Genomic DNA, 17,459 nt, shown 5'->3' with positions numbered 1-17,459 from the left:
GGGGCTCAGCGCCGCGCCTTCAGAAACGCCGCGACCCGGCGCGCGGCGTTGGCGCGAATATCCGCATAAAACAGACCCATGTCGTGGAAATGCATGCTGCCGCCGGGCAGCGGCTTCAGCATGAGTTCGGGCGCGACATCGACCACCAGATAGCCGTCGCTCTCGCATCGCGCGGCAACTGCGCCCTTGCGCAGCGGCAGCACCGGCCCGTCATCCGGATCGCCCGGGATTGCGCCGAGGCTCACGGAACGGCTGGCAACCGGCTTCGCGCGGTCGAATGTCAATGGATTGATGCACAGCGCGCGCTTGCCCGGATCGTCGCCATATTTGGCGATATAGGCTTTTTGCTGCGTCGGCGCGGCCTTCCCCCGGTCCAACTCGGGAAGGACGGTGTTCCAGCCGATGACGCATCCGGTCTGCGCCGGCTTGTCGCAAGGCTTCAACGCCTTGTAGCGCTTGCCGAACTCGCCTTCGTACAGGTTGATGCCGATCACGTATGCGGCGACCATGCGCTTCGCCAGTGGCGTTCCATCGATCCGCCGTTCCAACAATTGCGCGATGTGCCACGCACCCTGGCTGTGACCGACAAGGATGAACGGACGGCCGCCATTGTCTTGCTTCAGATAGGCGTCGAACGCTCGCTCGACATCCGAATAGGCGAGATCGAACGCCTTGCGGCCCTCGCCGTCGAGCATGAACACCGCACGGCCGGCAGCCTGACGATAGCGCGGCGCGAAGATGCGACAGCAGCCGTTGAAGATCGCCGCCTGGCGCGCGACGACGCTGCCGTCATTCCATCCATTGGTTGCCGCGTCATCGACCGCTGCATTCCAGTCGGTCTGACTGCGGAAGGTCGTCGGATTGACGTAGAAGACGTCGACCTTGGCATCCTTGGCAGCCGGCGTCGCCCCTGCCGCGGCCGTGGCCGCCGCCGCTTCGCGGCCCGGCCGTGCCGCCCAGCTCTCCGCCTCGCCATAGTCCGGCGCGGGCGGCGATTTCGCCGCGTCGAACGCCTGCGCCATCGCGCTTCCGCCGGCCATCAGCAGGATGCAAGCGGCAAGGATACGCGGCAGGCGCGTCATGCCGTCAGCACTTCGAGCGCGACGCGCTCGGACGATTCGAGCGCACCTTCCAGCCCACGCGCGCCCTCTGCCGTGTGCTCGCCGCAGAAATGGATGCGGCCGAGCGGCGCAGCCATCGCCTTGGCGAAGCGGGTGACCTGGCCCGGCTTGAAATAGGCGATCTGGCCCAGCGTGAAGCGCTCCTGCGCCCAGCTGAACATCGCCGCACCCTTCACCTTGCCCTTCGCCGCCGGACGCAGCGTTTCCAGACGCGACACGACATGCGCCAGCGCCCCTTCCTTGCCCATCGAGTCCCAAGTCTGCGCCAGATTGCCGCGTGCCTGCACCATCAGGCCGGTGATCTGGCTGGGGTCGGCGCCGAACCGCTGCGGCATGACGACCCCGAGTTGATCGTCCGTGAACATCGACGGCGAGAGGCCGTCATTCTGCCAGAACGGCTCGCTCGCGGTCAGGAAGGCGATCGTCAGCGCGTTATAGCCCAGCGTCTGCACCGCTTCGGCTTGCGCACCGGTGAAGCCCGGCGTCACTGCCACGTTGCGCAGCGTCGAGAACGGCAGGGAACAGACCACCCGTCCGGCGCGATAGATCGAGCCATCAAGGCAGCGAACCTCCACGCCATTCTGCTGGCTATCGATCGCAACGACTTCCTTGCCGAGCAGAACGTCTCCCTTGATCAGCTTGCGCATACCGAGGGCCAGATTGAAATTGCCGCCCTTCACCGCCAGCGACTTCTTGCCGGCCGCGATCTGCGTCTTGATGAAGCCGTCGTTGAACTCCATCTGCAGCTGCGCCATCTCGAAGGAGTTCTGCCCATAGTAAGGCGACAGGTCGTTCGCGAGGCGGATCGCCTGATCGTTCAGCCCCTGCGCCTTCAGAAAGGCGTTAAGGGAGATGTCGAGCGCCGTGTTCTCCGGATCGTTCCAGTTGCTGAAGTCCGCCAGTCGATTGTGTTGCGCGATGATCTTGCCGACCACCTCGCCCGGCAGATTGCCCTTGAGCGCATCGGGGAACGGATTGAGCGGCGAGCGTGCCCATTCTTCGCGCGTCAGCCGCTTGCCGTTCAGCCACAGTTCCTGCGGCGGGCCGCCATAGAAGCGCGGCGCGATATCGACCATCTCGACGCCGGCGCGCTTGGCAGCGTCGAGGCCGCGGCCATAGCCCTCCCCCATCGAGTTGAAGCCCATCTCGGGATAGCCGGGCTGATCCATCAGCGTGTAGACGCGGCCACCGACCCGCTGGCGCGCCTCGAGGACGAGGACCTTGAGCCCTTCCTTCTCGAGCATCGTCGCCGTGTTCATACCCGAGACGCCGGCGCCGAGCACGATTACGTCAAAGGGCTTTTCCCTTCCCTGGGCGCGGGCCGAACCCATCGCCAGCGCCGCGCCGCTTGCGGCCAAACCCAGGTTGAATGCACGACGCGTCAACTGCACTTCAGGTCTCCCGACTCTCTGTTGATCGCAACGTGCCACGACCCCAGCGAAACCGTCGAGACGGCGCCGGCCCCTCCCCGCTTGTCGGATATTCCGGGCACAGCAATAGGATGGCCGGATGCACGAGCCTATCGCCGGAATTGCCCATGGGTTCAGCTCGGAGCAATGCCCGCCGCGCGACCATGGGCCGGTAACGTGGGACGAAACGAATGAACTCGAAAATCCGGCTGCTTGCCCTGACACTTTCCACCGGAGCCTTCGCCGCGGGGATCGCCGCGCCGCGTTCGGACGCTGCGCCAGCCTCGGCGGCCGCAACTCCTGCCGGCAACGCCGCAAACGGCGCGAAGCTGTTCCTCCAATGCCGGGCCTGCCACACCGTCGCCGTTCGCGGCGCGAATGGCGTTGGCCCGAACTTGGCCGGCGTAATGGGTGCCAAGGCCGCGGCGAAGCCGGGCTACAGCTATTCGCCTGCGCTCAAGAAGGCCAACCTCACCTGGGATAAGGCCACCATGGACGCCTGGTTGACCCGCCCTGCCAAGGTCGCGCCCGGCAACAAGATGGTGTTCGCCGGAATGTCCAACCCACAGGCCCGCGCGGACATCATCGCGTATCTCGGCACGCTGAAGGCGAAGTGAGACACGCATAAAAAACAGGCAGGATCGCCATCCGCGATCCTGCCTGTTTTCGTTTTCGCGGCAGGTCAGGCCGGCTGATAGACCGGATCCAGCAGCGCCGCCGGATTGTCCAGCACGTGCGGCCATTTCTCGCGCGTTGCCTTCGTCCAGCGCTCGGGCAGTGCGTCCATCGCCACGCCGAGCCGACCTGCACCGACAGCGGTCAGATGCCCGGGATGGCCATCCATCTGCATCCATGGCCGCCAATCGACGAAATTGGTGAAGTTCGATTCGGCCGGCACGCGCTTCACGCCGGGTTTGAAGTCGCTCAACCGGGCGTGCATCGTCACGGATTCGCCATAGCGGAACGGCTTGGCCGCGCCCGGCACCGAACCGGCCGTGCGCGTGATGTCGTTGAACCAGATATCGTCGCCGCGCACCTCCGGCGGACGCGTGGTGTGATCGACCGTCATGCCCGCCATCAGGCCGGCAAAGTCGAATTTCAGATCCGGCCGGATCGTGTACCTGCTCGGCGGGAAATTGACGCGCGGATCCTTCACGACCTTCTTGGTATAAGGATTGTAGAATTCGCCAGGGGCCTCGCCCGTCTTCGGATCGAGGAAATGGGCGACCTCACCGCTGAACACGTCGTAGCCGCCATCGGGCCGGCGGCGATATCGCGTGAAGGTCACGCCGACGACATCCCATAACGGCGTGATCTCGGCGTCGACGACGCCGAAATAATAGCCGTCGACATAACTGATCACGAGCTGCTCATCGAGCGCGCCGCGCATCATGATATAGGTGCGCAGCTTCCCCGCCGGGTTCCCCAGCTCGAGCTTGTTCGCGGATCCGGCGGGTGCTGCCATCGCCGGTGCCGTTGCAGCGGCGAGCGCCCCGGCACCCACCACACCCAGTGCCTCACGGCGGCCCATTATCACCATCCGGCTTCCCTTGCATGATGGGGGCGGCGCATGTCGGCCGCCCCGATGATCGTCAGTTCAGCCCTTGGGCGGCTGCGGGGCTGCCGGCGGCTGCGGCGGCGTCCAGCCCGTCGGGACGGGTGCGGGCTTTTCGAACCGCGCGTAATTTTCGAGGCTGGAAAAGGACGGGCCGTAGTCCTCGGTCGGCGCATGCAGCCATTTCTCGTCCATCGCCCGCGCAGCGGCGACGATGTCCGGCGAGAGGCCCTTCTCGCCCCGCGGCTCCGAACCATAGTTGCAGACATAACTGATGTTGCCCGGTGCCTGCCCCATCAGCATCCAGGGCAACCATGGCGTGATCCGCGCCCACGACCCGACATGCGGTATGTGGGTCAAGCGCGGATTGAGAACGTCCGCCTTCTTCATGTAATATGTGAAATATTCCGAAACCCGGTTCATATATCCCGAAGACTCGCGGACCCATTTCTCGGGATTGAGCGCATTCGGATAATAAAGGTCGATCGCAGTGTTGAGCAGGACATTGCCTTCGCCGTCCTCGCTCCAGTTGAGCAACAGCGGACGACGCGGCGGCTTGTCCTTGTTGAGACCGCCATAGGAGGGCGGTTCCGGTGCCCATTCGCTGATCGTGAAGTTGAACGGGTCATTGGCGATCGGCACCACCCGAACATCTTCGTTCGTGTAGGGGTTGCGCCACGTCTTCATGATCTCGCCGGTTTCATAATTCCGGTAGAATACGATCTCGCGCAGCAGCTTGCGATAACTGCCGTCGTCCAGCTTCTTGTAACGGACGAAGCTGAAGCCTTCGACCTTGAACAGCGGACGATTGCGCTCGTTGTCACGAACGCCATAAGCGGTGCCCTTGATCCAGCCGCACTTTTCCTTGCTGAGATCCAGGTCACCTTCGAGCCGGGCGAAGGTATCGCGGTTCCACTTCGGATTCTTGAAGTCGAGGTCGGTCAGGAACGACGCCTTCGGCGTCGCCGCCAGTCCGGGGGCCGCCGCCAGGCCGATCACGGCGCCGGTCAGGCCCAGCCCCTCGCGACGAGTGATCCCGTTCTTCATCACGCTTCTCCCTTAGATACCTTGCTCGCCCGGCAAGCTGCGCCGGCCCGCCGTCTGCGTCACGCCCTCACCCGACGCTATCCGAACAACGGATAGCGCGTGCCTCGCGGGAGGAAAATGCCCGCTCAAAGGGCGAAACCAGCCGTCAATCCACTCTGCGGACACGCGCCGAACGCGATCGCGCCAGCCGGTCAGGCGAAACGCTATCGCAAGCGCCAATCCCCAGAAGTTCCAGCGAGGAAACACATGCAGACGGATGCCCGGGCAAGGATCTCCAACTCCCCAATCCCCGATCTCAAGACAGTGCTCGCCGGCATCGTCGGCACGACGCATGTGCGCGACGATGCCGCCTCGCTCGAACTGTTCAGCGAAGACATCTGGGCGAAAGGCGAACATGTCGCCGCGCTGATCGCCGCGCCGGCCTCTCTCGAGGAGCTTGCACGGGTGATTGCGGCCGCCAGCGACGCCGGTGTCGCCATCGCTCCGCGGGGTGCGGGGATGAGTTATACCGGCGGCTACCTGCCCGCCGACGACCTGACCCTGTCACTTGATATGACGCGCATGAACCGCATCCTGCGCGTCAGCCCGGAAGACATGCTGGTAACGGTCGAGGCCGGGTGCACCTGGATGCAGCTGGACGAGGCGCTTGCGCCGCACGGACTGCGCGCACCTTTCTGGGGCCCGATGTCCGGCCGCTATTCCACGATCGGCGGCGGCCTTTCGCAGCTCAACGCGATGTTCGGCGCCGCACGCTACGGCACCAGCAGCGAAAGCTTGGTCGCGCTGACGATCGTCACCGGCACCGGCAAGATCCTTCGCACAGGCGCACGCGGGCCGGATGGCGACACCCCCTTCTACCGCCACTTCGGGCCGGACTATGCCGGCCTGTTCTGCGGTGACAATGGCGCGCTCGGCGTCAAGGCAGAGATCACGCTGCGGCTGGTCCCGCGTCCGCCATATGAGGATCACGCATCCTTCTCGTTCAAGACGGGCCAGCAATTGCTGCGTGCGATGGCAGCGATCTCGCGCGCCGAGGTGGCGGCGGAAACCTGCGCGTTCGACCCCGGCCTCACCAAGGTCCGCCTCCAGCGCATGTCGCTGATGAGCGACGTGAAGACATTGGGCGCCGTGATCGGCAAGGAGAAGAGTCTCGGCAAGGGCCTGCTTGCAGCGGCCAAGATCGCCCTGGGCGGGCGCAAGTTCATCGAGGAAGAAGAATATCCGCTGCATGTGACCGCCGAGGGGCGCTCGAAGGAAGGCGTCGGCGCCGACATGGCGGCGATCCGGGCGATCGCCACGGCCGAAGAGGGCGTCGAGATCGAGAACACGATCGCCAAGGTGATCCGCGCGCAGCCTTTCCCCGAACCCAATTCGATGCTTGGGCCTAAGGGCGAGTCCTGGGCGCCCGTTCACGGCCATTGTTCGCTGTCGAACGCCCCTGCGATGTTCGAGGCGATCGAAGCCCTGTTTGCCAGCATGAAGGGCGAGTTCGAGGCCCATGCCGTGCATTGCGGCTATCTGTTCACCACGCTGTCGACCAACGCGATCACGATCGAGCCCGTCTTCTTCTGGCCCGAGGGCTATCGCCCGGTCCATGCCTCGATGGTCGAGCCGGCACATCTCGCACGGCTGCCGAAGCTGCCGCCGAACCCCGCGGCGACCGCGGTTGTGGCGCGCGCGCGCCAAGGCGTGAAAGATATCGCCGCCAGCTTCGGCTGCGCGCACTTCCAAGTCGGGCGCACCTATCCTTATCGCGAAAGCCGCGACGACGCTTCGCGCGCGCTGCTCGATGCAGTCAAGGCCGCGCTCGACCCGCGCAACATCCTCAATCCCGGCAGCCTGGGCTTCCGCGAATGAGCGGCTACCGCGCCATCCAGCTCCAGCGTTTCGCACAAAGCTTTCGCGAAGGCTGCGAGACGATCGAGATGCCCGCCACGGACCCGGGCGCTGGCGAGATCCGCGTGCGCAACCGCTATTGCGGCGTCAACGGCATCTTCGACACGCAGATCGCGCGCAATGCGGTCGACTATGTCACCATCCCGCTGCCGAGCTTCACCGGCGTCGAGGCGCTGGGCATCGTCGAAGCGGTCGGCGAAGGCGTCACCGGCCTTGCCGTCGGCGATCCGGTCGTCACCACGCGCTTCGGTCGCGGTTATCGCGAAGTGGCGCTCGGCCCGGTGAGCGACTTCGTGGCCGTGCCCGAAGCGAGCGCGGCGATGCTCGCCCTCGCCTCGACCGGGGTGTCCGCGCTGCTTGCGCTCGAACATATCGGCCAGGTCAGCGATGGCGAAACCGTCGCCATCTCCGCTGCGGCCGGCGGCCTCGGCCATCTCCTCGTCCAGCTCGCCAAGCTGCGCGGCTGCAAGGTCGTTGCCGTTGCGGGGGGAGCGACCAAAGGCGATTTCCTGCGCGGCCTGGGCGCCGATCGCGTCATCGACTATCGAAACGAGGATGTCGGCGCCGTGTTGGCCGATGAATTTCCGCACGGCCTCGATGTCGCGATCGATACGGTCAGCGGCACGATCTTCGACGCCTTCCTCGCCAGCATGGCCCCTCATGGCCGCCTCGTCGTCGCCGGCGCCGCCGCCGATCTCGACGGCAAGCCGGAAATCGTGACGCGGCCGCGGATCGCGCACTCGATCTACTACAAGGGCGTGTCGGTGCGGGGCTTCATGAACGGCTTGCTGACGGAGCACTGGCCCGCGGCGCGCGAGAAGCTGTTCGCCCTGCATGAAGCGGGCCGCATCGCGGTGACACGCGACGCGCGCACGTTCGACGGCATCGCCTCGATTCCCGACGCGGTCGAGTGGCTGCTGTCGGGCCGCTCGATGGGCAAAGTGATGGTCAACCTCTGAAGCTGTATTTGGGAGAGCCGATATGATCGACGAAAAGAATAAACCGGGCGTCCGCGAAGCGATGCCGATCCTCGCAAGCAACGAGGGCGTATGGGAAGGCTGGTATCGTTATTACGACGCCGCGACCGGCAAGATGACCGACGAGCACCGCTCACGCCTGATCTGCCGTCTGTTCACCGACGAGAACGGCGTCGACCGCTATCATCAGACCAACTATTATTTCTGGGAAGATGGTCGCACCGACGTGCGTGATTTCCCGGCATGGTACGAAGATGGCCGCATCTGGTGGGACAACGACCTGATCAAGGGCTGGGCGGCGCACATGCAGCCCGACGACAATAATCGCTCGACCTGCCTCAACTGGATCCGCAAGAATGAGCCAGGCATCTACCTATATGAAATGATCCAGAACAACGATGCACGGACGCATCGTTCGCGAACCTGGCAGTGGTTCCGCGACGGCATCTGCTACCAGCGTACCTTGATCGATGAGAAGTTCATCACACGCGACTGGCAGAACTTCATCGATCACAGCGCGCCGAAGATCTAATTATTCTCACCGCTCAAAAAGGGACGTCAACCGAGAGGTAGGCGTCCCTTTTTGTTTGCCGGCAGCACGACCACGACAGGTGGTTCATCAAGGCCGGTATGCGCTCGTGTCCCCTGGCAGCCGGTGTCGCCAGTGTCCCGCGCGCGACTTCACGGAAGCCCACTCGGTACTTCCGGAATGCCGGACCAGTCTGATCCTGCACCCTTCAGACAAAAAAAAGGGGGCCGTTTCCGGCCCCCTCACACTGTGCTCGGCGATCAGAACTTGGCGCCGACGGTCAGGCCGACACGACGGCCTTCGCCAAGGTAGATTTCCGGCACGCTGAACGCGAAAGGCACGCCCATGCGCGGCTGCGCGATCGCGTTCGCGACATAGGTCACGCCGAAGATATTGTTGGCCCACACCGCCACGCTGAACCGGTCGTTCTCGACAGCGATTCTTGCGCTGGTGAGGGTACGCTCACCGAACAATGCAGTGTTCGGCAAGTTCATTGGTGCGTCGCCGGTGTGGCTGACATCGACGCGCGAGAACAGGCGCCAGTCCCCGGTCAGCGGCACTTCCATGCTGGCGTTGATGTTCCACGAGAGCTTGACCGCGCGCTGCGGGCGCTTGCCCTCGAGCGAGGTCACGGCGCGCGGACCGCTCGGCGTGTCGATCAGGATCACCGGCGGGCAGCCCGGAGCTGCGGTCGCCGCCGCACCGGTACCGATGACGCACTGCGTGATGATCGACGCGTCATAGGCGCCGGCCTGGAACTTCGGATCGGAATAGACCAGGCTGCCCCCGACCCGGAACATGTCCGCAAAGCGGAACTCGCTCTGCACTTCGAAGCCGTCCGTCTTGATGTTGCCGGCGTTGCGAACGATGCGGACCGGATTGACCGTGGTGGGATTGAGCGTGAACGCCGAGACCTGCGCGTTCGTCCAGTCGACATGGAAGAATGACGCGTTGAGCAACAGCGCGCGGTCGAACAGTTCGCTCTTGATGCCCGCCTCGTAGGTCCAGTTGGTTTCCTCCTCATAGGAGACCTCGTCCGCGAGAATGCCGGTCGGGCCAACGGGATTTGCCGTGTTGAAGCCGCCCGAACGCACGCCCTTCGCCGCGGTCGCATAGAAGAAGATGTCAGGCGTGGCCTGGTAGTCGATGGTGAAGCGCGGCGCGAAGCTTTCGAAGGTCCGGGCGAAGAGCGGCCCCGCGACGGGGAAGGTGCCCGGCTCTGGCACGTTTGTGCCGATGATCGGCTGCGTGATGCCCGGCTGGCTCAACGGGTTCGAGACCGAGAAGACCTGGGCGCGCTTGCGATCGATATTGTAGCGGCCCTCGGCGCTGACCCGAAGGTCGCCGAAGCGATACTCGAGCGAGCCGAAGATCGACATGGTCTTGGTGCTGGCATCGGTGTAGGAATTCCACACCGGATCGCCGAGCCCCGCCGTCAGGAAGGGATTGGCCGTAAAATCGTAAGCCCCGACGCCCATCGAGGGGGGCGTCGTGATCTGGTTGACCTGCACCAGGCGTTCGTTCGGTGCAAGGCCGGAACCGTCGACGCTGATGCCGATGCCCGCGAGCGGGATCCGCGAATTGAAATAGCTGCCGCCGAAGATCCACTGGAACGGGCCACTGTTATCCGACTGCAGTCGGACTTCCTGGCTGAAGGTGCGGACGCGTTCGCGGCCGGAGCTGAAAGTATTCACGCGCACCAGTCGCGAATAGGGCCCAGCCGGCAGGCAGGCTGCGCCCCGCGTGCAAACGCCCATGAGCGTGCCAGCACCGGTCATGTCATAGTCGTTGTAACTCTCGTTCTCCGCCTCGGTGAAACCCGTGATGCTGGTGACGGAGACGCCGCTGCGCCGCCAGTTGAGGTTGAGCGCGACCTGACGCGCCTGCGCCACCGTATCAGGCTGATCCGCCGTGATCGAGCTTACCTTGCTGGCTGGCAATTCGCCGCAATACAGCGTGCGCAGACCCGTGGCGGCATTCACCGAGCCGCAATTGAACGCGCCGAGCGGCAACCCGCTATATGCCGACATCTCCGTCTTGGAGTGCGACAGGAAGGCGGAAAGGCGCGCCGTCAATTCCTCAGTGGGACGGTATTCGAGCGATGCAGTGACGGCGTACTTCTCAGTGCCGCCCAGCTTGTCGCCCGGATCGGCGGCGTTTTCTCCGAAGCCGCCATAATGCAGGTAACCGGCACCGATGCGCGCCGAGAGGGTGTCACTGATCGGGACAGAAATCGAACCGCGAAGGCGATAATCGTCCTGGATGCCAACCGTGGCCTGAACATTGCCCTCGAGCCGCGTCGAAGGGCGGCGGGTCGAAATGGACATCGCACCGGCAAAGGTCGAGCGACCGAACAAGGCGCTCTGCGGGCCCTTGGCGATCTGGATCTGGCCGACATCGAGCACCGAGATGATGTCGATCGTATTGCGGCTGGTCTGGTAGATATCGTCGATGAAGACGCCGACATTGGCCTCGACGTTAAGATCGCCCGCGGTGTTGGCCGGGGCCTGGCCGCGAATATAGATGTTGGTCAGCGTGCCGCCCGAGATCGTGGTGATCGCCACGCCCGGCGTAGAGTTGGTCAGGTCGTTCAGGCTGTTGATATTGCGCTTCGTGAGATCATCGGCGCTCAGTGCCGTGATCGCGATCGGCACGGTCTGAACATTTTCTTCGCGCAGTCGTGCCGTCACGACGATGTCGTCGCTTGTCGCTCCGCCGCTATTGCTGTCCGGTGCTGCGTCCTGCGCGAACGCGACCTGGGGTGCGCCGGCCGCGCAGATCAGTGCCAGTGCCGAGGCCTTGGCCAGTGCCATTCCCTGAAACCGCTTCATTATCAACCCTCCCTTATCATGCCGCGCGCACGCAGGCGCAATTTGCAATGTTCGGCCCGCCGAGAGTGGCGAGGTCTGGTTGGCATGACGCGGCGTCCCTGATCGCCGCGTTCATCCCGGCCCCTCTCTCCGGTGAAATCCGGTTGTCGCATTCCTGACATATGTTGGTTCGATACGGCTTCATTCGGGCAAGTCGCGCACTGACCGCTGTACGAACAAACGCCGCCGCTGGATTGCGTTCGAGCGGCGGATCCGGATGTTCATCACCATGGAGAAACGGCCGATTCCGAGGCGCGGCAAGCGGGCCGCACACACCACGCTTCTTGCTGTGGCCACGATGCTGCTGACCGGGGCGGCCGGCGATCAGAATGACGAAGCGCTCTATCAGGAGCGTTTCGCCACGCTGATGAAGAATGGTGGCATCATCCTGAAATATGATCCCATGGAGCCGATTCCGGGCGCGACAACCGTCCGACCGATCCCGGCGGCGGCACCGGGTAAAAGAACGATCTCGGCCAGGGCGCTGGATGCCGCCGTCGACTATGCCGCGCGTATGAACTCCACTGCGCTGATCGTCTGGCGCAACGGACGCATCGAACGCGAAGCCTATTTCAAGGGCCGCGACGCCAAGAGCCAGCTTGTTTCCAAATCCTTGTCCAAGCCGCTGACCGCCATCGCGGTGGGCCACGCGATCCAGCTCGGCAAGATCAAGTCGCTGGACCAGCCGGTCGCCGACTTCATCACTGAATGGCGCGGCACGCCGAAGGCGGCGATCCTGGTGAGGCACCTCCTCGATATGCGCGCCGGGCTAATGGAACAGATGGTCAGCAGCGATCCTGACCATCCCGTCAACCGGGCCTATATCTCGCCAAACCTGGCGGAAGCGCTGATCGCGTACCCGTTGACCAGTGAGCCCGGCCTAAAATATGGCTATGGCAATGCAACCGCCGAACTCGTCGCGCTGCTGATCGAGCGTGCGACGGGTGAACGCTACGCCGATTTTGTCGGCAAGCGCATCCTGGCTGCGATCGGCGCGCCGGGTGGCGAGATCTGGGTGAGCAAGCCCGGCGGTCTCGCCCACTCGGGGTGTTGCATGACGCTGCCCGCGGAAAGCTTCCTGCGGCTCGGTATCCTGCTTGCCGACGATGGCGTGGCAAATGGCAAACGCCTGCTGCCGCGCGGCTATGTCGCCCAGATGGCGACCGGCACGGCTGCGAACCCGCATTATGGCCTCGGCGTGTGGATCGCAGGTCCCTATGTGCAACGGCGCGGCTTCGCCGCACCCGACAAGCCGGGCCCGAAGGTGCTGCATTCACAGCCCTATCTCGACCGCAGCCTCATCCTGTTCGACGGGAATTCGAACCAGACCGTCTTCATCTCACGCGACACCAAAACGGTGGTGCTGCGGATGGGCGACAATCCGCCGCAGCAACCCGAATGGGATAATAGCGTGCTGCCCAATCTCATCCTGAACGGCATCGACTGGAAGCGGGGAGGGAAACGCCCCCTGCCCCAGCCGGCCGCCTGACATCGGAGCTCCCATGAAAGCCTATCAGATCGGCCCGCAGACGGGCCTGGAATCCTTGACGCCGGTCACCCGACGCGATCTCGTGCCGGGGCCCGGCGAAGCGATCGTTCAGGTCCGCCTGGTTGCGCTCAACCATCGCGACATGCTGGTGCTGAAGGGCAGCTATGGTGCGCGCCGCCCGGAAGATCGCGTGCCGGTATCCGAAGGCGTCGGCGAGGTCCTTCAGGTGGGCGAAGGCGTCACCGGAGTCACGGTCGGCCAGCGCGTGGTTGCGCCCCATTTCGTCACCTGGATCGACGGCGACTTCAACCGCCGCGCCTTCGCACATGACGTCGGCATCACCCATGACGGCTGGCTGGCCGAGCAGGTGCGCGTTCCAGCCGCCGCTCTGGTGCCCGTGCCGGACAGCCTGACCGACATTCAGGTCGCGCCGCTTGCCTCTTCGGCGCTCACGGCTTGGAATGCCGTTGTCGAAGTCGGCAAGGTGAAGGCGGGCGACGCCGTGCTGGCGCTTGGCACCGGCGGCGTATCGATCTGGGCGCTCCAGATCGCCAAGGCGGCAGGCGCGCGCGTCGCGATCACCTCGTCCAGCGATGAAAAGCTCGACCTCGCGCGCCGGCTTGGTGCCGACATCACGATCAATTACCGCACGACGCCCGATTGGGAAAAGGCGGTGCTCGAGGCGACTGGCGGCGCGGGAGCGGACGTCATCGTCGAGACCGGCGGCCAGGCGACACTGCGCCGGTCGATCGACGCCGCGGCGAACAACGCGCGCATCATCATCATCGGCGGGCTTGCGGGCGCCGCCAACGAGGGCCTGCCGAACTTCGGCACCATCATCGGCAAGAATCTGGTGTTGACCGGCATTGCCGAAGGCAGCCGCGCGATGCTTGCCCGCCTCCTTCGCGCGATCGAAACGCACAACATCCAACCCGTGGTCGATCGCGAATTTGCGTTCGATGACGCGCTTGAAGCTTACCGTCATCTCGCCACGGCCAGCCATGTCGGCAAGGTGCTGGTACGGGTCTCGGCTTGACCGATGGCCCGGCGCGGCATCGCTGACCGTCGGCGCCACGGGCCTTGACATCCGCGACATCCGATAGGCGGCTTACTCGCCGCCTATCGGGACGCCCCGATCGACAGAGATCTGACATGACCGATTTCGAGCTTACCGTTCCGCTCATCGTCGTGGGGGGCGGGGCATGCGGCACAGTGGCGGCGCTCGCCGCACATGCCGAAGGCGTGTCGCCGCTGCTGATCGAGCAGGATGCACATCCGCACGGATCGACCGCGATGTCGCAAGGCCTGATCGCCGCCGCCGGAACGCGCGCGCAGGCGGCCCACGGCGTCGAGGATGATGGCGAGACCTTTTTCCGGGATATTATGGAAAAGACGCGCGGTCGGACGGACCCCGTCATCGCCCGCACCCTCGCCTTCGAATCCGGCCCGACGCTGGACTGGCTCGTCGAGACCATCGGGCTCCCCTGGGAACTGGATACGCGCTTTCGCGCCTCCTACGGCAACAGCTGCCTGCGCGTGCATGGCTGGCCCGGCCATGGCGGCAGCGACATGGTCGATCTGCTTCACGCCCGGCTGGGCATGGCCGGCATCGACGTCGTGACCGAGGCAAGGCTCACTGACATCATCGCCGACGTCGATGGCCGCGTGTTGGGTATCGAACTGACCCGGGCAGACGGTGCGATCGAACGCATCGGCTGCGAGGCGCTGATCCTCGCGACCGGCGGCTTCGCCGCGAACGAAGCGATGGTCGCCGAATATCTGCCAGAAGCCGCCGCCGCGCGGCTCAATGCGCATGAAGGCAGCCGGGGCGATGGCATCAGGCTGGGGCAGGCTATCGGTGCGGCAGTCGGCGACATGGGCAGCTATCAGGGCTATGCCATGCTCACGGATCCCCACGGTATCAGCGTGCCGCCGGGTGTGATCCTTGAAGGGGGCGTGCTCGTGAACGTGCGCGGCCAGCGCTTCGTCGACGAGTGCGCCGACATAGCCGGTATGGTTCATCCGGTCCTCGCGCAGCCCGGCGACCATTGCTGGGTCGTCTACGACGCCAGGATCGAAGCGGCCACGGCGCACATTCCCGAAGCGCGCGCGCTCAACGACTTAAAGGCCCCGAAGACCGCCGATACGCTGGACGACCTCGCCGCGCGGATCGGCGTCGATCGTGACGCACTCGATGCGACGCTGAACGAGGCCCGGGCAGCGCAGGCTGAGGGGCGGCCCGATGCCTTCGGTCGCCACTGGGGCGATGATCAGCCACCGTCCGCTTCCTATCGCGCGTTGCGCGTGGTCGGCGCACTGTATCATACCCAGGGCGGCCTGCAGATCGACGGCGAGGCACGCGTTTTGCGCGGCGATGGCTCGTCGCTGCCGAACCTGTTCGCGGGCGGCGGCGCAGCGCGCAGCGTGTCCGGCCCTTCTTCCTGGGGCTATATCCCCGCGATGGGCCTGTGCACTGCTGTCACGCTTGGTCGCGTTGCAGGTCGAGCGGCCGCGCGCTTGGTCGACGCATCCTCTTCGTCACACGCTACTGACCGGTGAAGCAGCCGAGTCGCAGGGATCGATTCGCTGCCGCGGCGGATTGAGTGTGAACTGCCTAGGAAATAGGCAGGGACTGCACTGATATGCATCAAAATTTCGCACATGCGAATGGCTGACGTTGAACCTATCCAAAATAGCGCTGGATGGTGGAACAAAACCTCATTTTATGCGTGCGCGACGGCCGCAAAAGAGTCATCCTGCGGTCATGGAAAAAGGTGTTCCGATCCGCTCCCTCGCCCGCGGGATTTCCGTTCTCCAGGCAGTCAATCGCGGCGGCTCGCTCTCCATGATGGAGATCGCGCGCGCATCAAATGTTCCCTATCCGACAGCCTGCCGCATTGTGCAGACCTTGCTGTTCGAAGGCCTGATCGAGCAGGAGCCGGTGCGTAAGCGTTATCGCCCCACGGGGCTCGTGCAGACGCTGGCGCACGGCTTTCAGGGTCATGCCGCGGTCGTCCAGACAGCGCGGCCGCACATCGTCGAGCTCACCCGCCGCGTTATGTGGCCGATCTCGCTGTCGACGCACGTCGGATCGAACATGGTTATCCGCGATTCGACGCATTCGCTGACGACGTTGACGTTCAACGACTATTATCCCGGCTATTCCATCCCGATCCTCGAATGTGCCTCCGGCCTCGTCTATCTGGCGCACATGCCCGAGGAAGAGCGCGAAGGCGTCCTTGCGTCTCTCAAGCGCCTGCCCGATCGCGTGCCGGTGCATACGCTGCGCCTGATCGAGGAAGAAACGCTGCTCGAAGACGTTCGCCGTCAGGGTTATGCGACGCGCGGCAACAACCATTTTACGCGCAACCCGGGCAAGACGTCGTCAATCGCGGTGCCGATTTTCGAGCACGGGCGCGTCGCAGCCACTTTGACGCTCGCCTTCTTCTCCTCAGCCGTCCGCATGGACGATGCGATCAAGCAGTTCGTGGAGCCATTGCGCGAAACCGGCTTGGCGATCACCGCCGAACTCGCGCCGCAGATCGCCGCCGCCGAATAGCCACCTGTTGAACAGTCGGCCGGCGCGGGCGTGACCCTGGGCGGTGTCGCGGCGATGCTGGCCGCGTTCGTCCGCTCCGGGAGATGATGTTCGTGGAATATAAATACAGCGCCCTGCCCGATCGCCAGCCGCTGAAGTGGCCAAACGGCGCGCGCGTCGCGTTGATCCTCACCTTCAATCTCGAAACCTGGGATCTCACCAAGGATACGACCAAGCCTTATTATGCGGGCGGGCCAGCAATCCTGCCCGATATCCTGCCCGGCGACACCGCAGATTTTCCGAATTTCACGTGGCGCGAATATGGCCAGCGCGTCGGCATCTGGCGGCTGATCGAGCTTTTCGACAAACTCGGCGTGAAGGCGAGCTGCACGACCAACGCGGTCACGTTCGAACGTCGCAAGGCAATGACGGACGCCGTGCTGGCGCGCGGTTGGGAACTGCTCGCGCACAATTGGGAGCAGGGCGAACTGCTCACCGACTTTGCCAAGGATCCTGCGAAGGAGCGCGAGGTCGTACTGCGCACCCTCGATCAATATGAGAAATTCGTGGGCCGCCGCGCCAAGGGCTGGCTGAGCTCCTCGCTGCGCGGCACGCTGCAAACCGCGGACATCCTCGCAGAGTATGGCTGCACCTTCTACTGCGATATCATGAATGATGATCAGCCCTACCTGCTGAAGACGCCGTACGGGCCGATCGTCTCGACGCCCTACTCGAACGAGATCAACGATTTCACCTTCATCACCCGGAAGAACTTCACCACCGATCAATTCGCCCAGGCGCTGATCGAGGAACTCGACGTGCTGTATGAGGAAGGCGTCACTTCGGGCCGCATCATGAACGTGGGTCTGCACCCGCATGTGTCGGGGCGGGCGCATCGGATCCGTGCGATCCGCGAGTTCATCGAACATGCCAAATCGTTGCCGGGCGTGTGGTGGGCGACGCGCGAGGAGATTGCCGACTGGTATCTCCAGAACCACCAGAGCCATATTCCCGGCCAGCTGGATTGA

The 17,459-nt window shown here is 64.3% G+C and carries 14 protein-coding genes; 9 read left to right on the top strand and 5 right to left on the bottom strand.

Annotated elements, in window-relative coordinates; all coding sequences use genetic code 11:
- Window positions 1-5: 5 nt before the first annotated feature.
- Window positions 6-1,082: a DUF3089 domain-containing protein gene (locus tag FHS96_RS20145; protein ID WP_429595856.1), complete on the bottom strand. Its 1,077-nt coding sequence runs from the start codon at window positions 1,080-1,082 to the stop codon at window positions 6-8.
- Window positions 1,079-2,512: a flavin monoamine oxidase family protein gene (locus FHS96_RS20140; RefSeq protein WP_429595853.1), complete on the bottom strand. Its 1,434-nt coding sequence runs from the start codon at window positions 2,510-2,512 to the stop codon at window positions 1,079-1,081. Before FHS96_RS20140 ends, FHS96_RS20145 begins: the two co-directional genes overlap by 4 nt.
- Before the next feature lie 209 nt (window positions 2,513-2,721).
- On the opposite strand from FHS96_RS20140, the gene FHS96_RS20135 reads away from it, so the two are divergent.
- Complete coding sequence (locus FHS96_RS20135; RefSeq protein ID WP_429595851.1) at window positions 2,722-3,147, top strand: c-type cytochrome; 426 nt, start codon at window positions 2,722-2,724, stop codon at window positions 3,145-3,147.
- Window positions 3,148-3,212: 65 nt separating this feature from the next.
- Here FHS96_RS20135 and FHS96_RS20130 read toward each other — a convergent pair whose 3' ends face one another.
- Together FHS96_RS20130 and FHS96_RS20125 are read right to left on the bottom strand one after the other, a co-directional pair.
- The gene (locus tag FHS96_RS20130; RefSeq protein ID WP_429595849.1) at window positions 3,213-4,070 is read right to left on the bottom strand and encodes a DUF1838 family protein; all 858 of its coding nucleotides are present in this window, start codon (window positions 4,068-4,070) and stop codon (window positions 3,213-3,215) included.
- Window positions 4,071-4,127: 57 nt separating this feature from the next.
- A complete protein-coding gene (locus FHS96_RS20125) occupies window positions 4,128-5,132 on the bottom strand; it encodes a DUF1838 family protein (RefSeq protein WP_429595846.1) in 1,005 nt (334 codons plus the stop codon).
- 246 nt (window positions 5,133-5,378) lie between these two features.
- Between FHS96_RS20125 and FHS96_RS20120 the strand changes: the two genes are divergently transcribed.
- The 3 genes from FHS96_RS20120 to FHS96_RS20110 are packed head-to-tail and all read left to right on the top strand — an operon-like array spanning window position 5,379 to window position 8,537.
- Window positions 5,379-6,989 carry an FAD-binding oxidoreductase gene (locus tag FHS96_RS20120; protein WP_429595844.1) on the top strand — a complete coding sequence of 537 codons (1,611 nt, stop codon included), beginning with the start codon at window positions 5,379-5,381 and terminating at the stop codon, window positions 6,987-6,989.
- The gene (locus tag FHS96_RS20115; protein ID WP_429595842.1) at window positions 6,986-7,987 is read left to right on the top strand and encodes a zinc-binding dehydrogenase; all 1,002 of its coding nucleotides are present in this window, start codon (window positions 6,986-6,988) and stop codon (window positions 7,985-7,987) included. The genes FHS96_RS20120 and FHS96_RS20115 overlap by 4 nt, the downstream gene beginning before the upstream one ends.
- Window positions 7,988-8,009: 22 nt before the next feature.
- The gene (locus FHS96_RS20110; protein ID WP_429595839.1) at window positions 8,010-8,537 is read left to right on the top strand and encodes a DUF3598 domain-containing protein; all 528 of its coding nucleotides are present in this window, start codon (window positions 8,010-8,012) and stop codon (window positions 8,535-8,537) included.
- Between the two features lie 257 nt (window positions 8,538-8,794).
- Here the strand turns inward: FHS96_RS20110 and FHS96_RS20105 are convergent, their stop codons facing one another.
- Window positions 8,795-11,365 (bottom strand): TonB-dependent receptor, encoded by a 2,571-nt coding sequence (locus FHS96_RS20105; protein WP_429595836.1) that lies wholly within the window; start codon window positions 11,363-11,365, stop codon window positions 8,795-8,797.
- 256 nt (window positions 11,366-11,621) lie between these two features.
- On the opposite strand from FHS96_RS20105, the gene FHS96_RS20100 reads away from it, so the two are divergent.
- From FHS96_RS20100 to FHS96_RS20080, 5 genes are all read left to right on the top strand, one after another.
- Window positions 11,622-12,893 (top strand): serine hydrolase domain-containing protein, encoded by a 1,272-nt coding sequence (locus FHS96_RS20100; protein WP_429595833.1) that lies wholly within the window; start codon window positions 11,622-11,624, stop codon window positions 12,891-12,893.
- 13 nt (window positions 12,894-12,906) lie between these two features.
- Window positions 12,907-13,929: a zinc-dependent alcohol dehydrogenase family protein gene (locus FHS96_RS20095; protein WP_429595831.1), complete on the top strand. Its 1,023-nt coding sequence runs from the start codon at window positions 12,907-12,909 to the stop codon at window positions 13,927-13,929.
- Window positions 13,930-14,045: 116 nt separating this feature from the next.
- On the top strand, window positions 14,046-15,452 hold the full coding sequence (locus FHS96_RS20090) for an FAD-dependent oxidoreductase (RefSeq protein WP_429595828.1): 1,407 nt from the start codon (window positions 14,046-14,048) through the stop codon (window positions 15,450-15,452).
- A 118-nt stretch (window positions 15,453-15,570) separates the two neighbouring features.
- The gene (locus FHS96_RS20085) at window positions 15,571-16,452 is read left to right on the top strand and encodes an IclR family transcriptional regulator domain-containing protein (RefSeq protein WP_429595825.1); all 882 of its coding nucleotides are present in this window, start codon (window positions 15,571-15,573) and stop codon (window positions 16,450-16,452) included.
- 86 nt (window positions 16,453-16,538) lie between these two features.
- A complete protein-coding gene (locus FHS96_RS20080; RefSeq protein ID WP_429595822.1) occupies window positions 16,539-17,459 on the top strand; it encodes a polysaccharide deacetylase family protein in 921 nt (306 codons plus the stop codon).

The sequence above is a fragment of the Sphingomonas zeicaulis genome (assembly GCF_050433225.1).
Classification (GTDB): domain Bacteria; phylum Pseudomonadota; class Alphaproteobacteria; order Sphingomonadales; family Sphingomonadaceae; genus Sphingomonas_D; species Sphingomonas_D zeicaulis.
This window is presented reverse-complemented; position numbering and strand designations above follow the sequence as displayed.

Bases quoted from the DNA above. Each gene is read 5' to 3' on its own strand.
- FHS96_RS20080 (WP_429595822.1), top strand. From the start codon at position 16,539: ATGTTCGTGGAATATAAATACAGCGCCCTGCCCGATCGCCAGCCGCTG.
- FHS96_RS20100 (WP_429595833.1), top strand. From the start codon at position 11,622: ATGTTCATCACCATGGAGAAACGGCCGATTCCGAGGCGCGGCAAGCGG.
- FHS96_RS20130 (WP_429595849.1), bottom strand. From the start codon at position 4,070: ATGGTGATAATGGGCCGCCGTGAGGCACTGGGTGTGGTGGGTGCCGGG.
- FHS96_RS20095 (WP_429595831.1), top strand. From the start codon at position 12,907: ATGAAAGCCTATCAGATCGGCCCGCAGACGGGCCTGGAATCCTTGACG.
- FHS96_RS20135 (WP_429595851.1), top strand. From the start codon at position 2,722: ATGAACTCGAAAATCCGGCTGCTTGCCCTGACACTTTCCACCGGAGCC.
- FHS96_RS20145 (WP_429595856.1), bottom strand. From the start codon at position 1,082: ATGACGCGCCTGCCGCGTATCCTTGCCGCTTGCATCCTGCTGATGGCC.
- FHS96_RS20120 (WP_429595844.1), top strand. From the start codon at position 5,379: ATGCAGACGGATGCCCGGGCAAGGATCTCCAACTCCCCAATCCCCGAT.
- FHS96_RS20125 (WP_429595846.1), bottom strand. From the start codon at position 5,132: ATGAAGAACGGGATCACTCGTCGCGAGGGGCTGGGCCTGACCGGCGCC.
- FHS96_RS20115 (WP_429595842.1), top strand. From the start codon at position 6,986: ATGAGCGGCTACCGCGCCATCCAGCTCCAGCGTTTCGCACAAAGCTTT.
- FHS96_RS20090 (WP_429595828.1), top strand. From the start codon at position 14,046: ATGACCGATTTCGAGCTTACCGTTCCGCTCATCGTCGTGGGGGGCGGG.
- FHS96_RS20110 (WP_429595839.1), top strand. From the start codon at position 8,010: ATGATCGACGAAAAGAATAAACCGGGCGTCCGCGAAGCGATGCCGATC.
- FHS96_RS20105 (WP_429595836.1), bottom strand. From the start codon at position 11,365: ATGAAGCGGTTTCAGGGAATGGCACTGGCCAAGGCCTCGGCACTGGCA.